Raw genomic sequence first — 25857 nt, forward strand, 5'->3', positions numbered from 1 at the left:
GGGTATCCAACCCTTAATTGAGACGCCCCCGGTGCAGGGGCTAGACCTGGAAGTCAAACATGAAAAATAAAATCAAATGGATAGGTGCGCTTTTTCTGCTGGTGAACGGATCCTGGGTGTGGGCCGCCAGCCTGCCTGCGGATCTCAAGTGGGAGACCAACGACACCGACCCCACCTTCGCCTCCCCCAAGGCGCTGCCCGGTGGCACTCTCAACCTCTTCATCGACAGCTTTCCGCTGACGTTTCGCACCGTGGGGCCCGATTCCAACGGTTCGTTCCGCTCCTTCATCCAGGACAACCAGCTGAGGCTCATCAGCTTCCATCCCAACACTGGCAACCCCATCCCCTCGCTGGCGAGCGCCTGGGCCATCGCGCCGGACAGCCAGACCGTCTACTTCAAGTTGGACCCCCGTGCCAAATGGTCTGACGGCAAGCCGGTCACCGCCGACGACTACACCTTCGGCTACGAGATGATGCGCTCCAAGGACATCAAGGGCCCCTGGTTCAACAACTACTACACCACAGAGGTGGTGGCGGTGGAGAAGGTTGACGATCATACCATCCTGGTGAAGGCAGGCAGCCGCAAGGCCAGGCTGGACCTGCTCAACACCACGGAGCTGTGGCCCCAGCCGAAGCACTACTACAAGATGGGACCGAACTGGGTGAAGCAGTACAACTGGGCTGTGGTCCCGACCACGGGCCCCTATGTGATGAGCGAGGTGAAGAAGGGCAAGTCCATCACCTTCAGCAAGCAGCAGAACTGGTGGGCCCAGAACGATCGTTACAACCAGCACAGATTCAATATCGATCGCATCAAGGTGCAGGTGATCCGCGATCACAACATAGCGTTTCGCCACTTCCTGAAAGGGGAGCTGGACACTTTCGAGATGATCTTGCCCAACTGGTGGCATGAAAAAGCGGTCACCCCGGAATACAAGAAGGGGTACGTGCAGAAGGTGATGGCGATGACCGACACCAAGCAGGGGGGGCAGGGGGTGCACCTCAATGTGGCCAATCCCAAGCTGGCGGACGTGAATGTGCGCCTCGGCATCCAGCACGCCATGAACCTGGACAAGATGATCGCGACCGTGCTGCACGGCGATTATGACAGGGCCACCACCTTCGGCTCGGGCTTTGGCGAATTCACCGACATCAAGCTGCCGGAGCGGGCCTATGACATCACCAAGGCGCGGGAGTACTTCGCCAGGGGCGGCTACAACAAGCCGGGGCCGGACGGCATCTTGCAAAATGACAAGGGCGAGCGACTGACGCTTGCCCTCACCTACACCAGCCAGGAGCACTCCAAGCGGCTGACCGTACTCAAGGAAGAGGCCAAGAAGGCAGGCCTGGATCTGGAGCTCAACCTGGTGGATGGCGCCACCGGCTTCAAGGTGATGCTGGAGAAGAAGCACGAGGCAGCCTGGCTCGGCTGGGGTGGCGGTGGTCTCTACCCGCAATATTGGGAGTCGTTCCACTCGGCCAACGCCAACAAGCCGCAGACCAACAACCTGTTCAACGTGGCCGACAAGGAGCTGGACGCCCTGATCGATGCCTACAACGTTGAGTTCGACATGACCAAGCGGGCCGAGATCTCCCGTCAGGTCCAGCAGCGCATCTATGATCTCGCCATCTTCGTGCCCGGGGTGCAGCTCAACTACGTGCGGGCCAGCAGCTGGCGTCATGTGATGCTGCCGGAGGTGCCCGCCACCCGTAACACGCCGGATCTGCTCTATTGGCCCATGGATGGCTACCCCCACAGCAGTGGCGGCCTGCTCTGGCTCGATCCCAAGGTGCAGGAAGAGACCCGTAAGGCCAAGGACGCGGGTGAAGCGCTTGCGCCCATCACCCTGATCGACAAGATCTATGCGCATCATTGAGAAGGGGGAGGCGATGGCAGAGACACAGGCTCCCATCCTCGACGTTCGAGAGAATGGGGGGAAGTTCACCGCTGATGGCGGTCAGAGCATGGCCCCCATCCTCGAGGTCAGCGATCTCGAGGTGGAGTTCGCGGTCGATGACGGCAAGATAAAGGTGCTCGACGGGGTCAGCTTCAAGGTAGCCCCGGGCCAGACCCTGGGGATAGTCGGCGAGTCCGGCTGCGGCAAGAGCGTTACCTCGCTGGCCATCATGGGGCTGTTGCCGAGGCCCCACGGTCAGGTAGTAGCTGGTTCCATCCGCTTTCAGGGGGAGGAGCTGCTCACGATGCAGCCGGATCAGATGTACAGGGTGCGCGGCAACCGCATCTCGATGATCTTCCAGGAGCCGATGACGGCCCTCAACCCGGTGCAGACCGTGGGGGATCAGCTGATGGAGGTGTTCAGCCTGCACAGGCCCGATTTCAGCAAGGCTCAGCGCAAGGAGGCCGCCATCGCCATGCTGCAGAAGGTGGGGATCCCGGAGCCGGCCCAGCGTTTTGCCGTCTATCCCCACAACCTCTCCGGCGGCATGCGCCAGCGGGTGATGATCGCCATGGCGCTAGCCTGCGAGCCGGATTTGCTCATCTGCGACGAGCCGACCACGGCGCTGGATGTCACCATCCAGGCCCAGATCCTGGATCTGATGAAGGCGCTGCAGGCCCAGACCGGCATGGCCATCATCTTCATCACCCATGATCTCGGGGTGGTGGCCGAGCTGTGCGACGAGGTGGTGGTGATGTATGCGGGCCGCGCCGTGGAGCGGGCCGACATCTTCGAGCTGTTTGACCACCCGCGCCATCCCTATACTCATGGTCTGATGGCCTCGATCCCGCGCCTCGAAGATGTGCCCAAGAGCCTGCTCAAGACCATCAAGGGCCAGGTGCCCGCCCTGCACGAGATGCCAGCGGGCTGCCGCTTCTCCAACCGTTGCCCCCACGCCACCGAGATCTGCGTGAGCACCATACCGGCGACAGAGCAGCTGAGCGATCGCCACGCAGTGGCCTGCCACCACTGGAAGGAGTTGAGCATATGAGCGTCTTGTTGTCGGTGCGGGAGTTGAAACAGCACTTCAGCAATAGGGAAGGGGCTATGTCGGCTCTTCACCAGGATGGACGGGAGTGGCGGCGATGAGCGTCTTGTTGTCGGTAAGGGACTTGAAGCAGCATTTCAAGATGGGTGGCGGCTTCTTGCGCAAACCCTACACCGTCTATGCGGTGGATGGCATCAGCTTTGACCTGAAGCAGGGGGAGACGCTGGGGCTGGTAGGGGAGTCCGGCTGTGGCAAGTCCACCCTGGGCCGTTCCCTGCTCAAGCTGTTTGAGCCCACGGCGGGGCAGATAAGTTTCGAGGGACGCGACATCACCCGGTTGTCACCCGGGGAGATGCGATCCCTGCGCCAGGAGATGCAGATCGTGTTTCAGGATCCTGCAGAGTCTCTCAATGGTCGTCACACCGTGGGCCAGATCCTGGAAGAGCCCTTCATCATCCACGGTAAAGGCAACACAGCGCAGCGACGGGGCTGGGTGCTGGAGCTGCTGGACAAGGTGGGCCTGCCGAAGAGTGCGGTGGATCGCTATCCTCACGAGTTTTCAGGCGGTCAGCGCCAGCGCATCGGCATTGCCCGTGCCATCGCCCTCAAACCCAGGCTGCTGGTGTGTGACGAGGCGGTATCGGCGCTGGATGTCTCGGTACAGTCCCAGATAGTGAACTTGCTGCTCACCCTGCAGCGGGAGATGAATCTGGCCATCATCTTCATCGCCCACGATCTGTCGGTGGTCAAGCACATCTCGGACCGGATAGCGGTGATGTACCTCGGGCGCATCGTCGAGTTGGCAGAGGCCCAGCAACTTTATCTGAGCCCGCGCCATCCCTACACCCAGGCGCTTATCTCGGCGATCCCGGTGCCGGATCCTCGCCGGCGCAACCAGCGCATCCTTCTGACCGGGGATGTGCCCTCACCCATCTCTCCCCCGAGCGGTTGTCATTTCCATCAACGTTGCCCCTATGCCACGGATCTGTGCCGCAGTACCTCGCCGAGTCTCGAGCCGTGTGGCACAGAAGCCCATCAGGTAGCCTGCCACTTCCCCTTGCCTGCCGTGGAGGCGGTGCCGTTGGGAAAGGCGGTCTGATGCCGGCGTCCGCTTCGCCACGGCCGGTATCACAGCAAGGCGGTGTCGAGGATGATCAATAAAAAATGGGGCCTGTGGGCCCCATCTTCATGGTTGGAGTTCAGGTTTGGCCGTGGAACATCTGGCCCGGGCAGGACAGCGCCCCGAGGGGGTGGCTGTTGTGTGGATTGCGTTATTTTGTAATTTTACTACTTTTGTTGCTTCGACATCCGAGCCGGCGACATCAGGCGCCATAGCGGAAGTAGTAGTTGCGAGTCGAAGGCGCATAAGTGTCTTTCTCTTGTGTGCCTTTCTTGCTGGATGCACCCTTCAGGTGGAACAGCACTGCCAGGTTCTCAAACATAGTCATACCTCTTCGCTCTGTTGATTATTGTTTCCTGTGACCTTGGTCACACTTTGATGCTAGAGGCTTTTGTGATCTCGATCAACTTATTGTGTTGTAAATTTACATAAATCATGGAAAAGGTTTTCAAATCCAGGGTTGCTTATGGATACGCTTTCAAGGGGGAGCGGTAGGGGCTGTGAAGATGCAACGCAGGGAGAGCAAGGGGGAGCACCAATGACATGCCCCGCACTGGGCGGGGCATGAGGCGGCAGGGGAGGCGGTGCTTACTTGGCCGGGATCTGTTCCAGCACGTGGACCAGCAGTTGCCAGAAGCGCTCGACCGCCGGGATGTGTACCTTCTCGCCCGGCGCGTGGGCGCCGCGGATGGTCGGGCCGAAGGAGACCATGTCCCAATCCGGGTAGGCGCTCTTGAACAGACCACACTCGAGGCCGGCGTGGATCACCATGACGTTCGGCATCTCGCCGAACAGGGTCTGGTAGCTGTTGCGCACCAGGGCCATGACGGGGGAGTCCACGTTCGGTGCCCAGCCCGGGTAGGCGCCGGTGAATTCACAGCTGGCGCCCGCCAGGCTGAACAGGGAGCGGGTCATCTGCTCTACGCTCTCGCGACCGGAGTCGATCAGGGAGCGGATCAGGCACTGCACATACACCTCGCCGTCGAGGGTCTTGATGACCCCCAGGTTGGTGGAGGTCTCGGTGACGCCCGGGATGGCGTCGCTCATGCGCATCACCCCGTTGGGGCAGGCCACCAGGGCGTCCAGCAGGCGGGTCTGGAGGGATTCGCTCATCAGCTTGGCGGGCGTGTCCCGGCCGCTCAGCAGCACGGTCAGGTTCGCTTCGGTGGCGGCCAGCTCGCTCTGGTAGATGCCGGCGTAGCGGTCAACCAGGGCCTTGAACTCGCTGGCACTGGCGGTGGGCACCAGCAGGGTGGCGCGGGCTTCGCGGGGGATGGCGTTGCGCAGGGTACCGCCGCTTATCTCGGCCAGACGTACCCCCAGCGGCTCGGCGGCCTTGAGCAGACGCACCAGCAGCTTGTTGGCGTTGCCACGACCGCGGTGAATGTCGACCCCGGAGTGACCGCCACGCAGCCCCTTGACCTGCAGCTCGAAGCCTTCGCCTTCAGTGGCGGCGACCAGCTCCAGCGGGAAGCGGATATTGGCATCCACGCCGCCGGCACAGCCCATGTAGACCTCGCCATCCTCTTCGGAGTCGGTGTTGAGCAGGATCTCGCCCTCCAGCCAGCCCGCTTCCAGGCCGAAGGCGCCTGTCATGCCGGTCTCTTCGTCGGTGGTCAGCAGCACTTCCAGCGGGCCGTGCTTGATGGTCTTGTCCGCCAGCACGGCCAGGCAGCCTGCCATGCCCATGCCGTTGTCGGCGCCCAGGGTGGTGCCACGGGCGGTGACCCATTCACCGTCGATATAGGCATCGATAGGGTCTTTGGTGAAGTCGTGCTGGGTGTCGGCATTGGCCTGGGGCACCATGTCGATGTGGGCCTGCAGCACCACGGCCTTGCGGTTTTCCATCCCTGTGGTGGCCGGCTTCTTGATGATGATGTTGCCCACGGCGTCTTGCTTGACCGCCAGGCCTTCTCCCTGGGCCCACTGCACTATCCAGGCGCTCAACTTGGCCTCGTGCTTGGAGGGGTGGGGAATGGAGCAGATCTGCTCGAAGAATTGCCAAATCAATTTGGGAGACAGAGAACTAAGCTGTGCCACGTCGGGACTCCTTACCAGCACGGAAATGGACAGGGCCCAGTGGGCCACAGAAGAGGGTAACGATAATACAGTCAATCACACAAAAATGTGAGCGATCTGCGCAAATTGCGGTCTGCTTGTGCTGATAAAGGGAGCCAGAATGGCGAACATGACTGCCTTGTCCATTTGTATCAGCACAATATGAAATTCGTGACGAGCATCACAAAAATATTGTCTTTTCGCCGCCGGGTGGTAAATTAGCCGCCGTGGGTCAACCACTTGTCAGGACGACAATCAATGCCTCCAGGGAACCGAAGCAAAGCAAGTGCGCCTCCACGGAACCGAGTGTCTGTTCAAGGATCTGAACCCGCATTAAAGGTACGTAACTTGTTAAGCAATCAGGAGTTCATTATGTCAGGCAGCAATTCAACCTATTGGTTTGCCCAGTCCCTCTATACCCAGGGTTTCAACTATCCGAACCCCTACGCCGGTCGCCGTTAAGCCGGGCAGTCAGCCAGGCTGACAGAGAAAGCAGAAAAGCAGCAGGTGTGTGAGGGTTCCATCCTCCCCCTGCTATTTTTTTACCCGAAATTCGAGGTTTGCTCTTCAAATGAGCACCCTGTTGACGAGGGCCGAGCCCCGAGGGGAGGCGAAGCAGGCAGGAGATGACCGATTTTTCCTGTTTTTCGCATACGTTTGCCAGTCATTTTATCTGCAAAGGGTGCTATCATACCGGCCCAACAGCTGGCCTGAGGTCTGGGTTTCGATCGATATGGCCGCCAGCCATGCCCGTCCTGTTTTCAATGCATTTGCTTTTTGCTGCCGAGGGTTCACTCCTGAGGCCGCAAAAGTGCAAGCAAAATTCGGGAAACGGGGGCCAGAATTTACCGGATCCCGTGTGTCTGCCGGGACTCTTACGCCTTAAGTGATTGCCTTTATAACTCGTTGAGATCGATAGCATGCCAAAAAAGTTCTATGTGTCGTGGGATAACCTGCAACGTGAAGCGCGCCGTCTGGCCCGTCGTCAACTGCCCGTCAGCCAGTGGAAAGGGATCATCGCGGTCAGCCGTGGTGGCCTGGTGCCTGCCGCCCTGATGGCCCGCGAACTTGGCATTCGCAACGTCGAAACCCTCTGTATCTCCAGCTATGACCACAACAGCCAGCGTGAGCTGGTGGTCGTCAAGGCCGCCACCACCGCCGGTGACGGCGAAGGCTGGCTGGTGGTGGACGATCTGGTGGACACCGGTGGTACCGCCAAGGCGATCCGTGATCTCTATCCCAAGGCCAAGTTCATCACCATCTTCGCCAAGCCGATGGGTGAGCCGCTGGTGGATGACTTCGAGGTCGCCATCCCGCAGGACACCTGGATTGAGCAGCCCTGGGACATGGCGCTGGAGTTTGCCAACCCGATCTGCGACGAAGAGTAATTGCCGCTGCCTTGGCGCACCGCCCCTGACTGCTGCGGGGGCGGGTTGCTCGCGCCGATGGCAAGACGGTTTCATAAGGCCCCTGTTTGGGGCCTTATGTGTTTATGATGTGGCTGCCTGCGGTGAAAAGTGGTTAAGATGGGCCATTGTTTGAGACAGAAGAGTCACCATCTTGGAACCAAACGACGATACCAATCTGACGGAAAAGCTGTTCACCCGGGTCAAAAAGGTATTGGAAACCTCCGAAATATCCAACTCCAGCCCGGTCGAAGAGCAGGACAGCTCCCTGGCCGAGAGTTTCATCGACGGCGCCCTGTCGCCCCATTGGTATCGCCTGCTGCGCCGGCCGACCTGGGCCTGGCAGGGGGCGGATCCGGTGGAGGTGGAGCAGACCCTGGCCCGCATCGCCATGGGGCAGGGGGAACGCAGCCACGAGCGCTATCTGGATACCATCAAGGGCTATGTGCCCGGCAACTGGGTCTATGAGTGGAGCCAGCTGGCTGGCCGCTATTTCAATGCCGGGCGCGAGCTGGTGAGCCAGGGCGATGCCGCCGGAGCGTTGAAGAATCTGCTCAAGGCGGTGCGCTACTACTCCATCGCGAGCTACCCCCACCTCAAGAATGACGAGCTGGCGGATCAGGCCCAGTTGCTCTGCAACATGGCTTACCGCGAGGCAGGCAGGCTGTTCAAGGTGCCCCTCAAGGAGCTGCAGGTCCCGTTCCGGGGCAAGACCATTCAGGGCTATCTGCACCTGCCCACCACCGACAAGCCTGTGCCTCTGGTCATCGTCAGTGGCGGCATCGACGCCCTCCAGGTCGACTTCCTCAACTTCTACTTCAAGTGCCTCGAGCCCCACGGCATCGGCATGTTGTCGCTGGATATGCCGGGAACCGGCTATGCGGAGCACTGGCCGCTGGTGCAGGACACCAGTCGCCTGCACCAGGCGGTGCTCAATCACCTCTCCGAGGTGGCCTGGGTCGATCATCAGCGCATCGCCATGGTGGGATTCCGCCTCGCCGGCAATGTGGCAGCACGCCTCGCCTTCATCGAGCCCTTCAAGCTCAGGACTGTGGTCTGCATCGGGGCCGGCATCAATCAGGTGTTTACCAATCAGGAGATGTTTGCCCGTTGTCCGCGCATGATGCGGGACGGGCTGGCGAACCGCCTGGGGGCCGATGCCGCCCAGTGGGATCTGCTGCGTACCAAGTGCCAGGTCTTCTCCCTCAAGACCCAGGGGTTGCTGGGGAGTCGCACCTCTGTGCCCATCCTGAGCATTGGCCACAAGCGTGACTTCATTTGTCCCGAGCCGGATGTCCGGGCCCTGGCCTCCGCCAGCCGCAATGGCAAGGCGGTGGTGTTTGACAAACAGCCTCTGCTCGAGGTGTATGACGAGGCGCTCAAAGAGACGGTAGATTGGCTAAAGAAACACTTATGTACATGATATAGAACTAAAAATGTAACATCACCATGTGATGGTATGGCTTGTTCAACAGGGAGGTTAGCATGTCAGAAAGAGTGACCTACAAGCGATTGCTGAGGCAATTCGCGGCCATTGGCCCCTATCTGCGCGAGGATCTGTGCGAGGAGGGACGCTACCGCTTCGACTGCCTTTCCGTCTGTGTCAGTGCCAAACCGGCGCCGGACAAGCGGGAGTTCTGGGGCTGGTGGCTGGTGCTGGAGCAGGAGGACCACAGCTTCAGCTATCACTATCAGGTCGGCTTCTACAATGCGGACGGGGTGTGGCTCGACAAGCCGCTGCCCAAGAAGCACCAGGCTGAGGTCGAACGAACCCTCCACCACTTCTACAAACTCATCAGCGGCAAGCTGACCCTGCTGGAGTGCACCTTGTCTCCCGCGAAGCAGGTCACCAACGAGCTGAACGTGACGGCGGCCTGATCCGCCTGGGCCCTGTGGTCATCGATCCGCGGGGCCCCCTCTTTGCCATGACAGCTGTGAGGCTTAATTGCCTTGCAGGGCAACAGGGCCGTGGGTATAAAGGGATTCCTTACTTTTCTGACCCTTTGTTCCCATGGAAAACAGAACCATAGTCGTCAAATTGGGCACCAGCGTGCTCACCGGGGGATCTGCCCATCTCAATCGTGCCCACATGGTGGAGCTGGTCAGGCAGTGTGCCGCCCTGCATCGACACGGGCACCGTGTCGTGCTGGTGACCTCTGGCGCCATCGCCGCTGGACGTGAGCATCTGGGACACCCTCCGCTGGCGCCGACCCTGCCCAACAAGCAGATGCTGGCGGCAGTCGGTCAGACCCAGTTGATCCGGGTTTGGCAGGACCTGTTCAACCTCTATGGTCTGCACATCGGCCAGATGTTGCTGACCCGCGCCGATCTGGAGGACAGGGAACGTTACCTCAATGCCCGTGACACCCTGCGCACCCTGCTCGATCACCGCATCATCCCCGTGATCAACGAGAACGACGCCGTGGCCACCGCCGAGATCAAGGTGGGGGACAACGACAACCTCTCCGCCCGCGCCGCCATCCTGGCGGATGCGGATCTGCTGATCCTGCTGACCGATCAGAAGGGGCTCTTCACCGCGGACCCTCGCACCAACCCGGATGCCCAGCTCATCGAAGAGGTGCAGACCATAGACGACACCCTGCGATCCCTCGCCGGTGACAGCGTCAGCGGTCTGGGCACCGGCGGCATGGCCACCAAGCTGCAGGCCGCCGACGTGGCGCGCCGCGCCGGGGTCAACGTGGTGATCGCCACCGGCCAGATCCCGGAAGTGATCGGTCGCCTTGCCGCTGGCGAGCGGGTGGGCACCCTGTTCCCGGCACTGGCCTCGCCGCTGGAAGGGCGCAAGAGCTGGATCCTGGCAGGGCCGCCCCCTCACGGCGAAGTCCAGGTGGATCAGGGGGCCGTGGCCGCCATGCAGGAGAAGGGCTCCAGCCTGCTGCCCAAGGGCATAGTCGCGGTCAAGGGAGACTTCGTCCGTGGCGACGTCGTGCGGATCCTGGGCCCCCAGGGGGGCGAGCTGGCCCGCGGCATCTGCCGTTACGATCATCTGGAGCTTGAGAAGCTGCGGGGCGTACACTCGGATCAGATAGAGGCCGTGCTGGGTTACGGCTATGGCGCCGTTGCCATCCACCGGGATGATATGGTGCTGCTGTGAGCAGTCGGCCCTGATAGACCCTGCCGCTACGGCTGCGGCCATGGCTATGGGATCATGGGCCAGCCACAGAGACGACATGGTGCTGCTCCAGGCAGCACCTATGAAAGAGAAAAAGGATGACGTTATGAGTCTGGAGAAAATGGGGCAGGCGGCCCGCGAGGCCGCCTATCAGCTGGCGACCATCAGCACGGCGCAGAAAAACCGCGCGCTGGCCGCCATCGCCGATGAACTGGAAGCGCACAGTGCGCAGATCCTGGCTGCCAACGAGAAGGATATCGCGGCAGGCCGCGATGCCGGCTTGTCGGAAGCCATGCTGGATCGCCTGCTGCTCAACCCCGCCCGCCTCACCGGCATAGTGGCGGACGTGCGCAAGGTGATCTCCCTTGACGATCCGGTCGGCGCCGAAATCGACAGCCGGGTGCTGGAGAACGGCCTTCGCCTCTCCCGCCGCCGGGTGCCTATCGGTGTCATCGGCGTCATCTACGAGGCGCGCCCCAACGTCACCATCGACATCGCCAGCCTCTGCCTCAAGACCGGCAACGCCAGCATCTTGCGCGGTGGGCGCGAGACCTTCCACTCCAATCTGGAGCTGGTGCGGGTGATCCAGCGCGCCTTGGCAGCCTCGGGCTTGCCTGGTGATGCGGTGCAGTACATCGACAACCCTGACCGGGCCCTGGTGGGCGAGCTGCTGCGCCTCGATCGCTATGTGGACATGATCATCCCCCGCGGCGGTGCCGGGCTGCACAAGATGTGCAAGGAGAACAGCTCCATCCCCGTCATCATCGGCGGCTTTGGCATCAGCCACATCTTCGTAGACGAGAGCGCCGATCTGGAACGTTCCCTCGCGGTCATCGACAACGCCAAGGTGCAGCGCCCCTCCGCCTGCAACGCCCTCGATACCCTGCTGGTCCACGAGAAGGTGGCTGCCACCTTCCTGCCGCAGCTGGTCTCCCTGATGAACGAGCGCCAGGTGACCCTGGTGGCCGCACCTAGCGCCATGCCACTGCTGGCCGGTGCCGACAACCTGTGCGAGGCGGGGGTGGAAGACTTCGACACCGAATGGCTGGGGCTGACTCTGGGGATCAGGCTGGTGGCTGACGTCAACGAGGCGCTGGCCCACATGCGCGAGCACAACGCCGGCCACTCCGACGCCATCCTGACCAACTCCCTCGCCAACGCCGAGCGCTTCGTCAACGGTGCCGGTTCGGCGGCGGTCTACGTCAACGCCTCCACCCGCTTCACCGATGGCGGCCAGTTTGGTCTCGGCGCGGAAGTCGCGGTCTCGACCCAGATGCTGCACGCCCGCGGCCCCATGGGGCTGACCGAGCTGACCAGTTACAAATGGGTCGGCCAGGCGGACTATCTGATCCGTGCCTGAGCAAGGCGATCAACATCTTGCCGTCAATGCCGACTCTGGTCGGCATTTTTGTGGTTTTTTATTGCGCACTATCAGTGGCTTGCATATAACTATCCAGCGAGAGATGGCGTCATTCAGGGCGCAAGATCAGGAAGGGGAGCGACTTCAAGGATGAAGCGACAGCATTGGATTGCGCGGCTGACCCGCCTCTGGCTGGGGCTGCCGCTGCTGGTGGCGCTCTGCTTTAGCAGCCAGGGCCACGCCAGCTGGGATCAGGATCTCTACCGTCAGCTGGGTCTGGCGGGCAAGCTCGACAAACAGGTGTTTCGCAAGGCCCTGCGGGGCTATCAAGATGTGCGCCACAAGCGCAAACCCATCCTCACCATCATCGATTACAGCAAGCCCTCGACCATGCGCCGGCTGTTCGTCATCGACGTGAAGCGGCACAAGCTGCTCTACCACACCTGGGTCAGCCACGGTCGCAATTCGGGGGAGCTGGCGGCGCGCCAGTTCTCCAACCAGATGAATTCCCGGCAGAGTTCCCTCGGGGTCTATCGCACTGCCGAAACCTATCAGGGCAAGCACGGCTACTCCCTGCGCCTCGACGGACTGAGTCCGGGCAAGAACAGCAATGCCCGCAAGCGCGCCATCGTCGTGCACGGTGCTGACTATGCGAGCCCGAGGCATCTGCAAAAATATGACAAGCTGGGCCGCAGCTGGGGTTGCCCCGCGCTGCCGCGAGAGCAGTCGAGGGCCATCATCGACATCATCAAGGGGGGGAGTGTCATCTATGCCCACGGCTGAGGCGGGTACCCCGAGCAATACAGGGCAAGAAGGCCAGCAAATGCTGGCCTTCGGTTGTCAGATGGAAGGGGGATTATTTGCGCACCACCAACACCGGGCAGGGGGCGTGACGCACCACGGATTCCGCCACGCTGCCCACCAGCAGATGGCTGAGGCCGGAGCGACCGTGGCTGCCCATGACCAGCAGATCCACCTTGTCTTCCTTCGCCTGGAGGACGATCTCGTCGGCGGCGCGGCCGAAGCGCACCTCGAACTTGGCCGGGATGGGCAGGCTGGCGACCAGCTCCTTGAGCTGGCTCTTGGCCTGACGCTCCATCTCGTGGGTGATCTCGATGGCGGTCATGTGCAGGATCTTGTAGCTGTCGAAGCCGTGCAACTGGTCCACCACGTGCACCAGCTTGAGCTCGGCCTGGTGGCTCTGGGCCATGAAGACGGCGTAGTCGAGCACGGCCTTGGACATATCGGAAAAATCGACGGGACAGAGCAGGGATTTGATGGTTGGCATGAGAAAGCTCCCCTCAAGTTAGGTCACTAATGAATCTTATGATTCATGATACGGAACGATGGGGCAATAACCCTCGACCCGCTCGCAAAATCAGGAAAAATATGAACGGGCACGACGGCTTTCTATGCTATCTGTATGCCTGAATGTGCCGCCTGGCTGTGAGCGCCTGCTGACGGCAACATCTTAGAGGAAACACTGGTACATGGTTCGTCCGCTCCTGTTGTGCTGCTTGCTGCTCGTCTTGCCTGTTCGGGCCGACACCCTGCACGTTTATTGTGATGACTGGCCCGGCTTCTGCCAAAGGGATGGCAAAGGGGTCTATCTGGACCTTGTTCGCGCCATCTATGAACCCGAAGGGTATGTGGTAAAGCCTCACCTGGTGCCCTACAAGCGGGCGCTGGCGGTGGTGGCGCAGAAGGGGGGCGACATGGCGATGGGGGTCTATCGGGGGGAGGTGGCAGGCGTTCATCAGCCGGATTACCCCGACTCGGCCGACTACGTAACTGTGGTGATGCAGAAGCGCTGGTTGCCGCAATGGACCGGGGAGGCCAGCCTGAAGGAGCAGGAGGTGCTCTGGCTGCGGGGCTGGGCCTTCGACAAGTACATCCCGGTGACCATGCGCTGGTACGAGATAGACAACCACACCACGGCACTGCAATTGCTGCTCAAGGGGCGTTACCGTTACTACCTGACCGATGGCGCCCTCTACCCCAAGGGCGCCCTCCCGCCCGAGCTGGCTCAGGTCTTCCTGCGCTGGATCCCGACCTACCCCATCTTCGCCGATAACGAGAAGGGCAGGCAGCTGCATGGGCTCTGGGATCCCGGCATGCGCACCCTGATCAGGCAGGGAAGGTTGGCGGAGATCTATCGGAAAAACAGGCTCTACCACGACTACCGGGACTTTATCAGGGAGCAGGAGGCGAGGGCGCGCACGCTGGCACCATCACCGGATTGATGCGGTCTTGTGTCTGGCTGTCTGGATCACCTTCTTGCTCAGTCTTCAGCCCTCAGCTTCTTGGCCAGCCGGTCGTAGAGGATCACGTTGACCGAGGCGGCCAGGTTCATGCAACCCTGAGTCGGTACGTAGATCACCTCCTTCACCGCAGCGAAGCGGGCGGGATCCAGCGTGCCATCCTCCGGGCCGAAGATGTAGAAGGCCCGCGCCGGGTGCACATAGTCCGGCAGCGAGGTGGCCCCCTCGATGAGATCCACCAGCACAGGAGTACAGCCTTCGGGGACGAACGCCAGCAGATCCTCGACCCCGAGCAGGGGGATCTTCTCCACCATCTGCTTGGTGTCGGTGGCAAAGCGGCGCGCCAGCTCGAAGCGCTGCCCCGTGTAGTAGACCTCTTCTGCCCCGTAACAGCCGGCGGCCCGCATCACGGCTCCCACATTCTCCGGTGACTTGGGATTGACCAGCCCGATGGCGCAATAATCGGGAGCCGCATCCGGCTGCACATCGACCCGCTGTGCGGCGCCGTAATCTGACTCTTTCATCTCGTTCTCCTCTGTGGCGGCGCATTATACCCCCGGCGCGCCCCTTGCCCAGCCTGTGGCGCCGACTCCCGTCCGGCGGGCCCAACAAGGGAGCAGTTGCACCGCTCTGGCGCAGCCCCGCGCCCTGGCGCTCAATGGTGGCGCACCTGACATCCTGGCGCGGGGTTTGCAGTCATTTCCTCATACAAGATGACTGAGGCTCATCCGGACAAAGGCGTCCGTCCCTGCAGGGGGGCGGACGCTTTTTTTATGGGCCCGTCATCCAACAGGACAAGGAGGCGGCCCCCGGGGGCCGCCGGCGACAAGGAGCGAGGGAATGAAGACCACCTGTGCCTATTGTGGAGTGGGGTGTGGCATCCGGTTGAGCCGGGAGGGCGACAACTGGCAGTTGCAGGGGGATGAACAGCATCCGGCCAATGGCGGCGCCCTGTGCGTCAAGGGGGCCAGCCTGCTGGAGAGCCTGGCGTTCCCCGATCGCCTGCTCTACCCGCGCTGGATGGGGCAGCGCATCGACTGGGATGAGGCGCTGGACACCCTGGCGCAGCGCCTTGCCGCCATCCTGGCCGAGTCCGGGCCCGAGGCCATCGGTATCTACCTGTCGGGCCAGCTCACCACTGAGGATTACTACGTCGCCAACAAGCTGATGAAGGGGTATCTGGGCAGCGCCAACGTGGACACCAACTCCCGGCTCTGCATGTCGTCGGCGGTGGTGGCCCACCAGCGCGCCTTCGGGGAGGATCTGGTGCCCGCCAGCTACGAGGATCTGGAGCTCGCGGATCTGGTGGTGCTCACCGGTGCCAACACCGCCTGGACCCATCCCGTGCTGTTTCGCCGCCTGCAGCAGGCGCGGGCACGGCGCCCCGAGCTCAGGCTGGTGGTGCTGGATCCCCGTCGCACCATGACGGCGGAGCAGGGGGATCTGCACCTGGCCCTCAAGCCCGGCAGCGACGTGGCGCTGTGGAACGGCCTGTGCCGTTATCTGCTGGACAGCGACGGCTGGGACAAGGTCTATGTGGCGCAGCATGTGAGCGGCTTCGAGGCGCTGGCGGCGGCGCTGGACGACCCCGCCTGGCAACTGGACGAGGTGGCCCGCAGCTGTGGCCTCTCCCGCAGCGATCTGCTCGGGTTTTACCAGCTGTTTGCCCGCACCCCCAAAACCGTCACCCTGTTCTGCCAGGGGATTAACCAGTCCAACCAGGGGGTGGACAAGGCCAACGCCATCATCAACGCCCACCTGATGTGCGGCCGCATCGGCAAGCCGGGGGCGGCCCCCTTCTCCATGACGGGGCAACCGAACGCCATGGGGGGGCGCGAAGTGGGGGGGCTCGCGACCCAGCTCGCCGCCCACATGGGCTTTGGCGAGGAAGAGTGCGATCGGGTGCAGCGCTTCTGGCAGAGTCCGACCATGGTGCGCGGGCCCGGGCGCAAGGCCGTCGAGCTGTTCGAGGCGGTGCATCGGGGGGAGATCCGCGCGCTCTGGGTGCTCGGCACCAACCCGGCGGTCTCCCTGCCGGACGGCAACCGGGTGCGCGAAGCCCTGAGCCGCTGCGAGCTGCTGGTGGTCTCGGAGGTGACGGCCAACACCGACACGGCGCGCCTCGCCCATCTGCTGCTGCCCGCCGCCGCCTGGGGGGAGAAGAGCGGCACGGTTACCAACTCCGAGCGCACCATCAGTCGCCAACGCGCCTTTCTGCCCTTGCCGGGAGAGGCCAGGCCAGACTGGTGGGCGCTGACCCAGCTCGCCCGCCGGCTCGGCTTTGGCGAGGGGTTCGCCTATGAGCACGAGCACGAGATCTTCTGTGAGCACGCCGCCCTCTCCGGCTTCGAGAACCAGGGGCGCCGCCAGTTTGACATCTCGGGGCTGGCGGGTCTGAGCCGCGCCGAGTTCGAGGCGCTGGAACCCTTGAGCTGGCCCGTCAATGCCGACTGGCCCCAGGGGAGGGCCCGATTGTTCGAGGATGGGCGCTTTGCCACCCCGGATGGCCGGGCCCGCCTGCTGCCCTTGGCCCAGCACTTCCCCCCCCAGCATGATGCCGCCCCCCGAGGGGAGGATCTCCCCCTGCTCCTCAACAGCGGCCGGCTGCGTGATCAGTGGCACACCATGACCCGCACCGGTCACGTGCCCAGGTTGCAGGAGGCCGAGCCCTGGCCCAGGGTGCGGGTGGGGGCCGCCAGCCTGCTGGCGCTCGGTGCCAGGGAGGGGGATCTGGTGCGCCTTCACAACGAGCTCGGGGAGGCCCTGCTGCTGCTGGGGCTGGACGAGGGGCTCAGGGAAGGGGAAGCCTTCCTGCCCATGCACTGGACCGACAGCCAGTGCAGCCAGGGTGCGGTCAACCGCCTCATCGCCGCCGTGGTGGATCCCCTCTCCGGCCAGCCCATGTTCAAGCAGGGGCGGGTGCAGGCCAGGGCGCAAGCCACCCGCTGGCAGGGACTCTGGTGCGGCCGCCGGGACTGGCGCGAGCCGGTGGACTGGTGGGCCAGACGCCCTCTGCCCGAGGGCAACTGCACCCTGCTGGCCTCCTGGTCAGAGGCCCCCGAACTCCTGTGGCAGCGGCTGGCAACCCAGGGGCGCTGGCTGCGGCTCCCCCTGAAGGAGGGCTGGCTCGCCCTGGCCCTGGCCGGGGATCGCATCGAGGGCCTGTTGCTGGTGGGGGAGCGGCGACCGGACATCAAAGTCGATCTGCTGGCCAGCCTGCTCGGCACGCCGCTGCAGACGGGGGCCCTGAGCCAGACCCTGAGCCAGGCCCTGGCCGGTGAGAGCCGGCTGGTCTGCTCCTGCCTGCGGGTGTCGGAGCAGCGCATCGTCGATGCCATCACCCGGCAGGGGGTGAGCGAGCTGGCGGGGCTGCAGGCCCTGCTCGGCTGCGGCAGCAACTGCGGCACCTGCCTGCCCGAGATCGACAAGCTGTTGATCAAGCATGTCTATATCGCCCAGGTCTGAGGCCTGGGCAGCAACACAAGGAGTGTGCGATGAGCCAAATCAGTCTGGTAGGAGCGGGCCCCGGGCCCCTCGAATTGTTGACCCTGCGCGCCCTGCACCGCATCGAGGCGGCAGAAGTGGTGGTCTATGACCGCCTGGTGGGGAGCGAGATCCTGGCCCGGATCCCCCAGGGGGCGGCCCGCTTCGACGTGGGCAAGCGCTGCGGCGAGCCGAGCCCGACCCAGGAGGAGATCAATGCCCTGCTGCTGGCGCTGGCCCGCACCGGCAAGCGGGTGGTGCGGCTCAAGGGGGGGGATCCCCTGGTGTTCGGCCGGGGCGGGGAGGAGGCGCTGCACCTGGCCCGCCACGGCATCGAGGCCGAGCTGGTGCCTGGTATCACGGCGGCCCTGGGCTGCGCCGCCAGCACTCTTATTCCCTTGACCCACAGAGGGCTGGCCCGCTCCCTGACCCTGGTGACGGGTCATTTGATGGACGAGGGGGACTATCGGGGCTGGCAGGGGTTGACCCGGGCCGGCCATACCCTGGTGTTCTACATGGGGCTGGAGCGGGCGGCCCAGATCCGGCAGGGGTTGCTGGCGGCGGGGGCCTCGGGCGATCTGCCGGTGGCGCTGGTGGTGGCCGGGTGCAGTGCGCGCCAGCAGGTCCATCACGCCCGGCTGGAGGGACTGGAGCAGGCCGCCCGTGCCCTGCTCGGCCAGAGCCCCGTGCTGATGATCATGGGGGAGGTGGTGAACCTTGGCGCCGAGCTGCAGGCCCTGCTGAACCAGACCATGGAGCGGGTAGCCTGAGCCGGGTTTCCCCCTCTACCCCTACTACCTCCTGATGGATAAAAAGGAGGTAGATTCAAATAGTTGGCCTTCATGTTGCGGCATTGGCAGCAGACACGTTGCGATAGCCGTTGGCAAGGAGCGCCATGACTACTCTTCCCCGGGGCCAGGATGGCCCCTCCTCCCGCCTGCTGATCCACGCCGATGATCCGGGCCAGGCCAATCGCCTGGCCCTGCTGGTCAGCCACTACGGTCATCAGCCCAGGATCCTCGACACCCGCCAGTTGCTGACCCCGATGGAGCAGGGGGAGGCCCTGCTGGTCAGCTGCCGCCAGTTCGGCGCCGAGGTGCGCCTCGGCCTCTCCCTCTGGCCCGACATGCCGCGCCTCTTGTTCTGCGAGCGGCTCGGGGGCGATACCCAGCTCGCCCTGCTGCAGCAGGGGGTGTTGCTGGTGCCCCACCCCTGCGGCGAGCGGGAGCCGGTGGAGCAGTGGTTGCGGCTCGCCCGCAGCCAGCTCGCCATGGTGCAGACCCTGATGCAGACCGAGAGCGAGCTGCGCCAGAAGCTGGTGGAGCGGCGGCTCATCGAGCAGGCCAAGGGGCGCCTGATGCGTCATCAGGGGCTGGATGAGGAGCAGGCCTATCGCCTGATGCGCAGCACCGCCATGAGCCGCCACCTGAGCCTGGGGGAGCTGGCGCGGCAACTGCTGCAGGCATTGCCCGCCTGAGCGCCCCGCTGGCAAACCGTTTTGGTGCAATTGCGCCTAATTGAGGCAAACAGGGGGGAAAAGGAGGGAAGAAAAAGCCGGGAAAGGCCGTCCGATGCGGCTTGGCCAATCTGGCACGAAAAGTGAATTACCCAACATACAAGGAGTGATGGCGCCCAGGGCCCGTCACTCGCAACAGGGCAAAGAGGCCTCACCGATCCCGGATCGGTGGGGCTTTTTTTTGGTCGCCATCCTGCAACGAGGCAGGAGGGTGACAGCCCGGAACAAGGAACCGAGCGAGGGACTGGAATGAAAAGACGACAAGGATGTGCGGGGATGCTGCTGGCGGTGCTGTCGCTGCCGGTGCTGGCCGCGGTGGGTGCCCCCGAGCAGGAGGAGCTCAGACTCGGCTTCATCAAGCTGACCGACATGGCGCCGCTGGCGGTGGCCTACGAGCGGGGCTATTTCGAGGACGAGGGGCTCTACGTGACCCTGGAGGCCCAGGCGAACTGGAAGATCCTGCTGGATCGGGTGATCGACGGCGAGCTGGATGGCGCCCAGATGCTGGCGGGCCAACCCCTGGCCGCCCACATCGGCATCGGCACCCAGGCCGAGCTGGTGACGGCGTTCGCCATGGATCTCAACGGTAACGCCATCACGGTGGCCAACAGCGTCTGGGCGGCCATGGCCACCCAACTGCCCAAGCCGGTCGCAGGAGAGGTGCCACCGCCGGTGAGCGCCGCCGCCCTCAAGCCCGTGGTGGCGGAGTACCGCCAGGGGGGCAAGCCCTTCAACATGGGGATGGTGTTCCCCGTCTCCCCCCACAACTACGAGCTGAGGTACTGGCTGGCGGCGGGCGGCCTGCATCCCGGCTTCTACGCACCCAAGCTCGGCGACAACTCGGGCCAGCGCCAGGCGGACGTGCTGCTGTCGGTGACGCCGCCGCCACAGATGCCCGCCACCCTGGAGGCGGGCACCATCGCCGGCTACAGCGTGGGGGAGCCCTGGAACCAGCAGGCGGTCGCGAAGGGTATAGGGGTGCCCGTCATCACGGATCAGGAGATCTGGCGCAACAACCCGGAGAAGGTGTTCGGCGTCACCCGGGAGTGGGCCGAGCGTCACCCCAACACCCATGTCCGGCTGGTGAAGGCGCTGCTGCGGGCGGCCTGGTGGCTGGATGCAGAGCAGAACGGCAACCGGCGCGAGGCGGCCAGGATGCTGGCCAAGCCCGAATACGTGGGGGCTGACGAGCAGGTGATCGCCAGCTCCATGACCGGCACCTTCGAGTATGCCAAGGGGGACAAGCGGCAGGTGCCTGACTTCAACGTCTTCTTCCGCCACCACGCCACCTATCCCTACTACTCCGACGCCATCTGGTATCTGACCCAGATGCGGCGCTGGGGCCAGATCCCCGAGGCCAGGCCGGACGCCTGGTTCGAGCAGGTGGCCAAGGCGGTGTATCAACCGGGCGTCTATCGCCAGGCTGCCGAGGCGCTGATCGCCGAGGGCAAGCTCAAGGCGCAGGACTTCCCCGACTTTGCCAGCGAGCAGGGCTATCGCGGCCCCCAGGATGGCTTCATCGACGGTCTCATCTATGACGGCCGCCACCCCAACGCCTATCTGCAGCAGTTCGCCATCGGCCTCAAGGGCGATGAGCGGGTGCAATGAGCGAGGAGAACGCAATGAAACGACACAAGTGGCCACTCATCAATTGGAGAGCCATCAATCTGAAAACCCTTGTGCAGCCCCTGCTCGGCGTGCTGCTGTTCCTCGGCCTCTGGCAGTGGGGGGCGAGTCAGGTGCAGACCAGTCTGGGCACCCTGCCCGGGCCGCTCGCCACCGCCAGCCAGTTCTGGTCCCTCGGCCAGGATCACCTGGCGGAGCGGGAGAAGGCGAGCGCCTTCCTCGAGCGCCAGCAGGTTCGCAACGCCGAGCGGCTGGCGGCGGATCCGGCGGCCGAGGTGAAGCTGCGCCCCTACACCGGGCGCCCCACCTTCTTCGATCAGATAGCGACCAGCCTGTTCACCGTGCTGTGTGGATTCGGGCTCGCGACCCTGATCGCCATCCCGTGCGGGGTACTGCTCGGCATGAATCAGGGGCTCTATCGCGCCGCCAACCCGGTGATCCAGCTGCTCAAGCCGGTGTCGCCGCTGGCCTGGCTGCCGCTCATCACGCTGGTGGTGAGCGCCCTCTATGCAAACCCCACCCCCTGGCTCGCCAAGTCCTTCCTCACCTCGGCGCTGACGGTGACCCTCTGCTCCCTCTGGCCGACCCTGATCAACACCGCAGTCGGGGTGGCGGGGTTGGACAGCGACCTGCACAACGTCAGCCGGGTGTTGCGCCTCTCCTTTGTGACCCACGTGCGCCGCATCGTGCTGCCCGGCGCCCTGCCCATGATCTTCACCGGGCTGCGGCTCTCCCTGGGGGTGGCCTGGATGGTGCTGATCGCGGCTGAGATGCTGGCCCAGAACCCGGGGCTCGGCAAGTTCGTGTGGGACGAGTTCCAGAGCGGCGGCTCGGCCTCCCTGGCCCGCATCATGGTGGCGGTGATCACCATAGGCCTCATCGGCTGCGCCCTGGACAGGGGCATGCTGGCCCTGCAGCAGTGGTTGTCCTGGGACAAGCGCCAGGTGCTGCGTTAATCACATTTCTATTCAGGCAGGAGAAGAGCCAATGAAGAGTTATCTGGAGATAAGCGACGTCGGCATCTCGTTCGAGACGGAGCAGGGCAGCTTCGAGGCCCTCAGCCGGGTCAACCTGCGCATCGAGAAGGGGGAGTTCGTCTCCCTCATCGGTCACTCGGGTTGCGGCAAGAGCACGGTGCTCAACCTGGTGGCCGGGCTGCTGGAGCCGACCCTGGGCGGCATCATCCTCGATGGCCGCGAGGTGGCGGGGCCGGGGCCCGAGCGGGCCATGGTGTTCCAGAACCACGCCCTGCTGCCCTGGCTCAGCGTCCAGCAGAACGTGGCGCTGGCGGTGGGCCAGGTGGAGCCTGACAAGCGGGCGGTGGCGGAGCGGGTGGACTACTACCTCTCCCTGGTGCAGATGGATCACGCCAGCCAAAAGATGCCCCACGAGCTGTCGGGGGGCATGAAACAGCGGGTCGGCATCGCGCGGGCCCTGTCGCTCTCCCCCAAGGTGCTGCTGATGGATGAGCCGTTCGGTGCCCTCGACGCCCTGACGCGGGCCCATCTGCAGGATGCGCTGATGGCGATCCAGGCGGAGCTTGGCAACACCGTCATCATGATCACCCACGACGTGGACGAGGCGGTGCTGCTCTCCGATCGCATCGTCATGATGACCAACGGCCCCAGTGCCACCGTCGGGGAGATCCTGACCGTGGATCTGCCAAGGCCCAGAGACAGGGTCGCCCTGGCGGATGACCCCCACTACCACAAGCTGCGCCAGCAGGTACTGCGCTTCCTCTACGAGAAGCAGCGCAAGGTGACCCCCCTCAAGGCAGCCGGGCAAGTGCGCAGCAAGCTGCGCGCCTGAGCCCACCGGATTCAAGGAAGAGAGATATGACTGACAAAGAGCAACAGTGGGTGATCGGCGACGGCGTGGACCTGATCGATCGCCAGAGCGCCGGATCCGCCGAAAAGCAACGCCTGCTGGTGGTGGGCAACGGCATGGTGGGTCATCACTTCGTCGAACAGCTGGTGGCGGCCGGTGGCCTCGACCGGTTCGAGGTGACGGTGTTCGGGGCCGAGCCTGACTCCGCCTACGACAGGGTGCACCTCTCCGAGGTATTCGGCGGCAAGGCCCCGGAGGCGCTGCGCATGGCGGATCCTGCCTGGTATGAAGAGAGCGGCATTGCGCTGCGGCTGGGGGCCGAGGTGGAGGTGCTCGACAGGGCCGCCCGCACCCTGACGCTCGCCAACGGCGAGCAGTTCCCTTACGACCGTCTGGTGCTGGCGACCGGCTCTGTGCCCTTCGTGCCCCCCATCCCCGGCCATCAGCGGGAGGGCTGCTTCGTCTACCGCACCCTGGGGGATCTCGCCGCCATCCGCGATGCCTGCGCCCAGGCCCGCAGCGGCGTGGTCATCGGCGGCGGCCTGCTCGGGCTGGAGGCGGCCAACGCCCTGCGCCTGCTCGGGCTCAAGACCCAGGTGGTGGAGTTTGCCCCCAGGCTGATGCCGGTGCAGCTCGACGAGAGCGGCGGCGCCGTGTTGCGAGACAAGATTCAGGCGCTCGGGGTCGAGGTGCTGGTGGAGAAGGCCACCGAGTGCATCGAGCAGGGGGAGCAGGCCCGCCACCGGCTGCGCTTCAAGGACGGCTCTCATCTTGAGACCGATGTCCTGCTCTTCTCGGCAGGCATCCGCCCCGCCGACGCCCTGGCCCGCCAATCCGGGCTGAACGTCGGGGAGCGCGGCGGCATCTGCATCGACGACGGCTGCCACAGCTCGGATCCCGCCATCCTCGCCATCGGCGAGTGTGCGCTCTGGCAGGGGCGCATCTTTGGCCTGGTGGCACCCGGCTACCAGATGGCCCGCACCGCCGTGGCCAGCCTGTGCGGTGGTGAGACCCGCTTCGTCGGGGCCGACATGTCTACCAAGCTCAAGCTGATGGGGGTGGACGTGGGCTCCATCGGCGACGCCCACGCCAGCACTGCCGGGGCCCAGGAGCTGCTGTTGCTGGACAGGGTCAACGGCATCTACAAGAAGCTGGTGACAGACGGCGAGGGCAATCGCCTGCTCGGCGCCATCCTGGTGGGGGACGGAACCGATTATGAGCGGCTGCTGCAGTACTACCAGAACGGGGTGGCACTGCCCCAGCCGCCGCTCTCCCTGCTGGTGGGAGAGGCGGGCACGGCCCCCGCGCCCCTGGTGCTGCCGGACAGCGCCATCCTCTGCTCCTGCCACAACGTCAGCAAGGGGGACGTGGTGGCCGCCGTTCGGGCGGGCAATCACGAGCTTTCTGCGGTGAAGAGCTGCACCAAAGCGGGCACCGGCTGCGGCGGCTGCAGCAACCTGCTCAAACAGGTGGTGGATCAGACCCTGGCGGATCTTGGGGTCGAGGCGGACAAGGGGTTGTGCGAGCACTTCGCCCACAGCCGCCAGGAGCTCTATCACCTGGCCCGGGTCGGCGAGCTGAAGAGCTTCGAGGCGCTGCGAGACAAGCATGGCCAGGGTCTGGGCTGCGACATCTGCCGGCCAACGGTCGCCTCCATCCTGGCGTCGCTCTGGAACGAGCACGTGCTGGAGAAGCCCCACCGCGCCCTGCAGGACACCAACGATGCCTTCCTCGCCAACCTGCAAAAGGACGGCACCTACTCTGTGGTGCCGCGCATCCCGGGGGGGGAGATCACCCCGGAGGGCCTCATCACCATAGGGGAGGTGGCGCGCAAGTACGGCCTCTACACCAAGATCACCGGCGGTCAGCGCATCGATCTGTTTGGTGCCAGGGTCGATCAGCTGCCCGCCATCTGGAGCGAGCTGGTGGCGGCGGGCTTCGAGACGGGTCAGGCCTACGGCAAGTCGGTGCGCACCGTGAAGTCTTGCGTGGGTTCGACCTGGTGCCGCTACGGGGTGCAGGACTCCATGACCCTGACCCAGACCCTGGAGAACCGCTACAAGGGACTGCGAGCCCCCCACAAGCTGAAGTTTGCGGTCTCAGGCTGTACCCGGGAGTGCGCCGAGGCCCAGAGCAAGGACATCGGCGTCATCGCCACCGAGCGGGGCTGGAACCTCTATGTGTGCGGTAACGGCGGCATGCGGCCGCGCCACGCAGACCTGTTTGCCACCGATCTCGACGAGCAGACCCTGATCCGCTACATCGACCGGCTGCTGATGTTCTATGTGCGCACCGGGGACAGGCTGCAGCGCACCTCGGTCTGGATGGAGAACATGGAAGGGGGGCTCGACTACCTCAAGTCGGTGATCATCGAGGACAGGCTCGGCATCGGTGCCGAGCTGGAGGCCATGATGGGGGAGATAGTCGGCAGCTGGCAGTGCGAATGGAAGAGTACCCTGGCGGACCCGGACAAGCTGAAGCTGTTCGAGGCCTTCGTCAACCGGCCCGAAGACGAGACACCGCCGCGCCGTGAGGAGCGGGGGCAATGGGTGCCGGATATCAGTATCAAGGAGGTGGTATGAGCGGGGCCAGCGGGTTGCACGCCCGCCATCAGCATCAAGGAGGTGATATGAAGGATTTCAAGGAGGGCACAGTGCACCCTGAGCATGGGCAGTGGCATCGGGTATGCGAGCTGGCGGCGCTGCCGGAGCAGGCCGGGCGCAGCGCCTGGCTGGGCGGGCGGGTGCTGGCGTTGTTTCGCCTCGGGGAGCGAGTCTATGCCCTAGACGGAGTGGATCCCCTGGCCGGGGTAGCGGTGCTCGGGCGTGGCCTGGTGGGGGATGCCGGGGGCGAACCCGTGGTCGCCTCGCCGCTCTACAAGCAGCGCTACGCCCTGATGGACGGCCGCTGCCTGGATGATCCGGCCCTGAGTGTCGCCTGCTGGCCGGTGCGACTGGACGGCGGCGAGATCTGGGTACAGCTGGAGTGAGAGGGCTGCGCACATTGTCATCAAGGATCACCGGGCTTGCCCGGTGATTTTTTGTGGTCGACCCGACATTTCTTGCACGCAACCATGGCAGGAAAACGTTTCTCAATAATAATGGACAAACGTTTGTAACTG

At 64.0% G+C, this 25857-nt stretch carries 21 protein-coding genes; 18 read left to right on the forward strand and 3 right to left on the reverse strand.

Going from position 1 to position 25857, the window contains the following annotated elements; genetic code table 11:
* Positions 1 to 59 precede the first annotated feature (59 nt).
* The 3 genes from ACB039_RS15055 to ACB039_RS15065 all read left to right on the forward strand — a co-directional run bounded on the left by ACB039_RS15055 (position 60) and on the right by ACB039_RS15065 (position 4045).
* Complete coding sequence (locus tag ACB039_RS15055) at positions 60 to 1877, forward strand: extracellular solute-binding protein (protein ID WP_005325959.1); 1818 nt, start codon at positions 60 to 62, stop codon at positions 1875 to 1877.
* A 13-nt stretch (positions 1878 to 1890) separates the two neighbouring features.
* Entirely contained in the window at positions 1891 to 2949 is a 1059-nt protein-coding gene (locus ACB039_RS15060; protein WP_041206825.1) for an ABC transporter ATP-binding protein, read from the forward strand.
* A 94-nt stretch (positions 2950 to 3043) separates the two neighbouring features.
* Positions 3044 to 4045: an ABC transporter ATP-binding protein gene (locus ACB039_RS15065; protein ID WP_041205133.1), complete on the forward strand. Its 1002-nt coding sequence runs from the start codon at positions 3044 to 3046 to the stop codon at positions 4043 to 4045.
* Between the two features lie 609 nt (positions 4046 to 4654).
* Here the strand turns inward: ACB039_RS15065 and ACB039_RS15070 are convergent.
* Positions 4655 to 6106 (reverse strand): aminoacyl-histidine dipeptidase, encoded by a 1452-nt coding sequence (locus ACB039_RS15070; RefSeq protein ID WP_371165953.1) that lies wholly within the window; start codon positions 6104 to 6106, stop codon positions 4655 to 4657.
* Between the two features lie 938 nt (positions 6107 to 7044).
* Here ACB039_RS15070 and gpt point away from each other — a divergent pair.
* The 6 genes from gpt (at position 7045) to ACB039_RS15100 (ending at position 12806) form a co-directional block, all read left to right on the forward strand.
* On the forward strand, positions 7045 to 7512 hold the full coding sequence (gene gpt, locus ACB039_RS15075) for a xanthine phosphoribosyltransferase (protein WP_005325980.1): 468 nt from the start codon (positions 7045 to 7047) through the stop codon (positions 7510 to 7512).
* Positions 7513 to 7684: 172 nt separating this feature from the next.
* Complete coding sequence (gene frsA / locus ACB039_RS15080) at positions 7685 to 8953, forward strand: esterase FrsA (RefSeq protein ID WP_005325987.1); 1269 nt, start codon at positions 7685 to 7687, stop codon at positions 8951 to 8953.
* A 62-nt stretch (positions 8954 to 9015) separates the two neighbouring features.
* Positions 9016 to 9408 (forward strand): sigma factor-binding protein Crl, encoded by a 393-nt coding sequence (crl, locus tag ACB039_RS15085; RefSeq protein WP_041205137.1) that lies wholly within the window; start codon positions 9016 to 9018, stop codon positions 9406 to 9408.
* A gap of 133 nt (positions 9409 to 9541) precedes the next feature.
* Complete coding sequence (proB, locus tag ACB039_RS15090; RefSeq protein ID WP_005325991.1) at positions 9542 to 10645, forward strand: glutamate 5-kinase; 1104 nt, start codon at positions 9542 to 9544, stop codon at positions 10643 to 10645.
* A 124-nt stretch (positions 10646 to 10769) separates the two neighbouring features.
* The gene (locus ACB039_RS15095; RefSeq protein WP_371165954.1) at positions 10770 to 12023 is read left to right on the forward strand and encodes a glutamate-5-semialdehyde dehydrogenase; all 1254 of its coding nucleotides are present in this window, start codon (positions 10770 to 10772) and stop codon (positions 12021 to 12023) included.
* Positions 12024 to 12173: 150 nt separating this feature from the next.
* On the forward strand, positions 12174 to 12806 hold the full coding sequence (locus ACB039_RS15100) for a murein L,D-transpeptidase catalytic domain family protein (RefSeq protein ID WP_042649874.1): 633 nt from the start codon (positions 12174 to 12176) through the stop codon (positions 12804 to 12806).
* 73 nt (positions 12807 to 12879) lie between these two features.
* Here ACB039_RS15100 and ACB039_RS15105 read toward each other — a convergent pair whose 3' ends face one another.
* Positions 12880 to 13311 (reverse strand): universal stress protein, encoded by a 432-nt coding sequence (locus ACB039_RS15105; RefSeq protein ID WP_005325997.1) that lies wholly within the window; start codon positions 13309 to 13311, stop codon positions 12880 to 12882.
* 202 nt (positions 13312 to 13513) lie between these two features.
* Here ACB039_RS15105 and ACB039_RS15110 point away from each other — a divergent pair, with 202 nt between their 5' ends.
* Positions 13514 to 14266 (forward strand): ABC transporter substrate-binding protein, encoded by a 753-nt coding sequence (locus tag ACB039_RS15110; RefSeq protein ID WP_041205143.1) that lies wholly within the window; start codon positions 13514 to 13516, stop codon positions 14264 to 14266.
* A gap of 38 nt (positions 14267 to 14304) precedes the next feature.
* Here the strand turns inward: ACB039_RS15110 and ACB039_RS15115 are convergent, their stop codons facing one another.
* Entirely contained in the window at positions 14305 to 14808 is a 504-nt protein-coding gene (locus ACB039_RS15115) for an RNA methyltransferase (RefSeq protein WP_226171684.1), read from the reverse strand.
* A 316-nt stretch (positions 14809 to 15124) separates the two neighbouring features.
* Between ACB039_RS15115 and ACB039_RS15120 the strand changes: the two genes are divergently transcribed.
* The 8 genes from ACB039_RS15120 to nirD all read left to right on the forward strand — a co-directional run bounded on the left by ACB039_RS15120 (position 15125) and on the right by nirD (position 25725).
* A complete protein-coding gene (locus ACB039_RS15120; protein WP_371165955.1) occupies positions 15125 to 17749 on the forward strand; it encodes a molybdopterin-dependent oxidoreductase in 2625 nt (874 codons plus the stop codon).
* A gap of 29 nt (positions 17750 to 17778) precedes the next feature.
* On the forward strand, positions 17779 to 18537 hold the full coding sequence (cobA, locus tag ACB039_RS15125) for a uroporphyrinogen-III C-methyltransferase (RefSeq protein WP_081934461.1): 759 nt from the start codon (positions 17779 to 17781) through the stop codon (positions 18535 to 18537).
* A gap of 125 nt (positions 18538 to 18662) precedes the next feature.
* On the forward strand, positions 18663 to 19244 hold the full coding sequence (locus tag ACB039_RS15130) for an ANTAR domain-containing response regulator (protein WP_226171693.1): 582 nt from the start codon (positions 18663 to 18665) through the stop codon (positions 19242 to 19244).
* Positions 19245 to 19532: 288 nt separating this feature from the next.
* A complete protein-coding gene (locus tag ACB039_RS15135; RefSeq protein ID WP_270824727.1) occupies positions 19533 to 20891 on the forward strand; it encodes a CmpA/NrtA family ABC transporter substrate-binding protein in 1359 nt (452 codons plus the stop codon).
* A 14-nt stretch (positions 20892 to 20905) separates the two neighbouring features.
* Positions 20906 to 21865: an ABC transporter permease gene (locus ACB039_RS15140; protein ID WP_371165956.1), complete on the forward strand. Its 960-nt coding sequence runs from the start codon at positions 20906 to 20908 to the stop codon at positions 21863 to 21865.
* A gap of 31 nt (positions 21866 to 21896) precedes the next feature.
* Positions 21897 to 22718, forward strand: coding sequence for an ABC transporter ATP-binding protein (locus ACB039_RS15145; protein ID WP_171273337.1), 822 nt, complete (start codon positions 21897 to 21899; stop codon positions 22716 to 22718).
* A gap of 26 nt (positions 22719 to 22744) precedes the next feature.
* A complete protein-coding gene (nirB, locus tag ACB039_RS15150) occupies positions 22745 to 25318 on the forward strand; it encodes a nitrite reductase large subunit NirB (protein ID WP_371165957.1) in 2574 nt (857 codons plus the stop codon).
* A 47-nt stretch (positions 25319 to 25365) separates the two neighbouring features.
* Entirely contained in the window at positions 25366 to 25725 is a 360-nt protein-coding gene (nirD, locus tag ACB039_RS15155) for a nitrite reductase small subunit NirD (RefSeq protein ID WP_042649425.1), read from the forward strand.
* Positions 25726 to 25857: the final 132 nt, after the last annotated feature.

Origin of the sequence: Aeromonas sp. S2(2024), from assembly GCF_041402505.1 — a bacterium.
In the GTDB taxonomy this organism is placed as follows: domain Bacteria; phylum Pseudomonadota; class Gammaproteobacteria; order Enterobacterales; family Aeromonadaceae; genus Aeromonas; species Aeromonas media.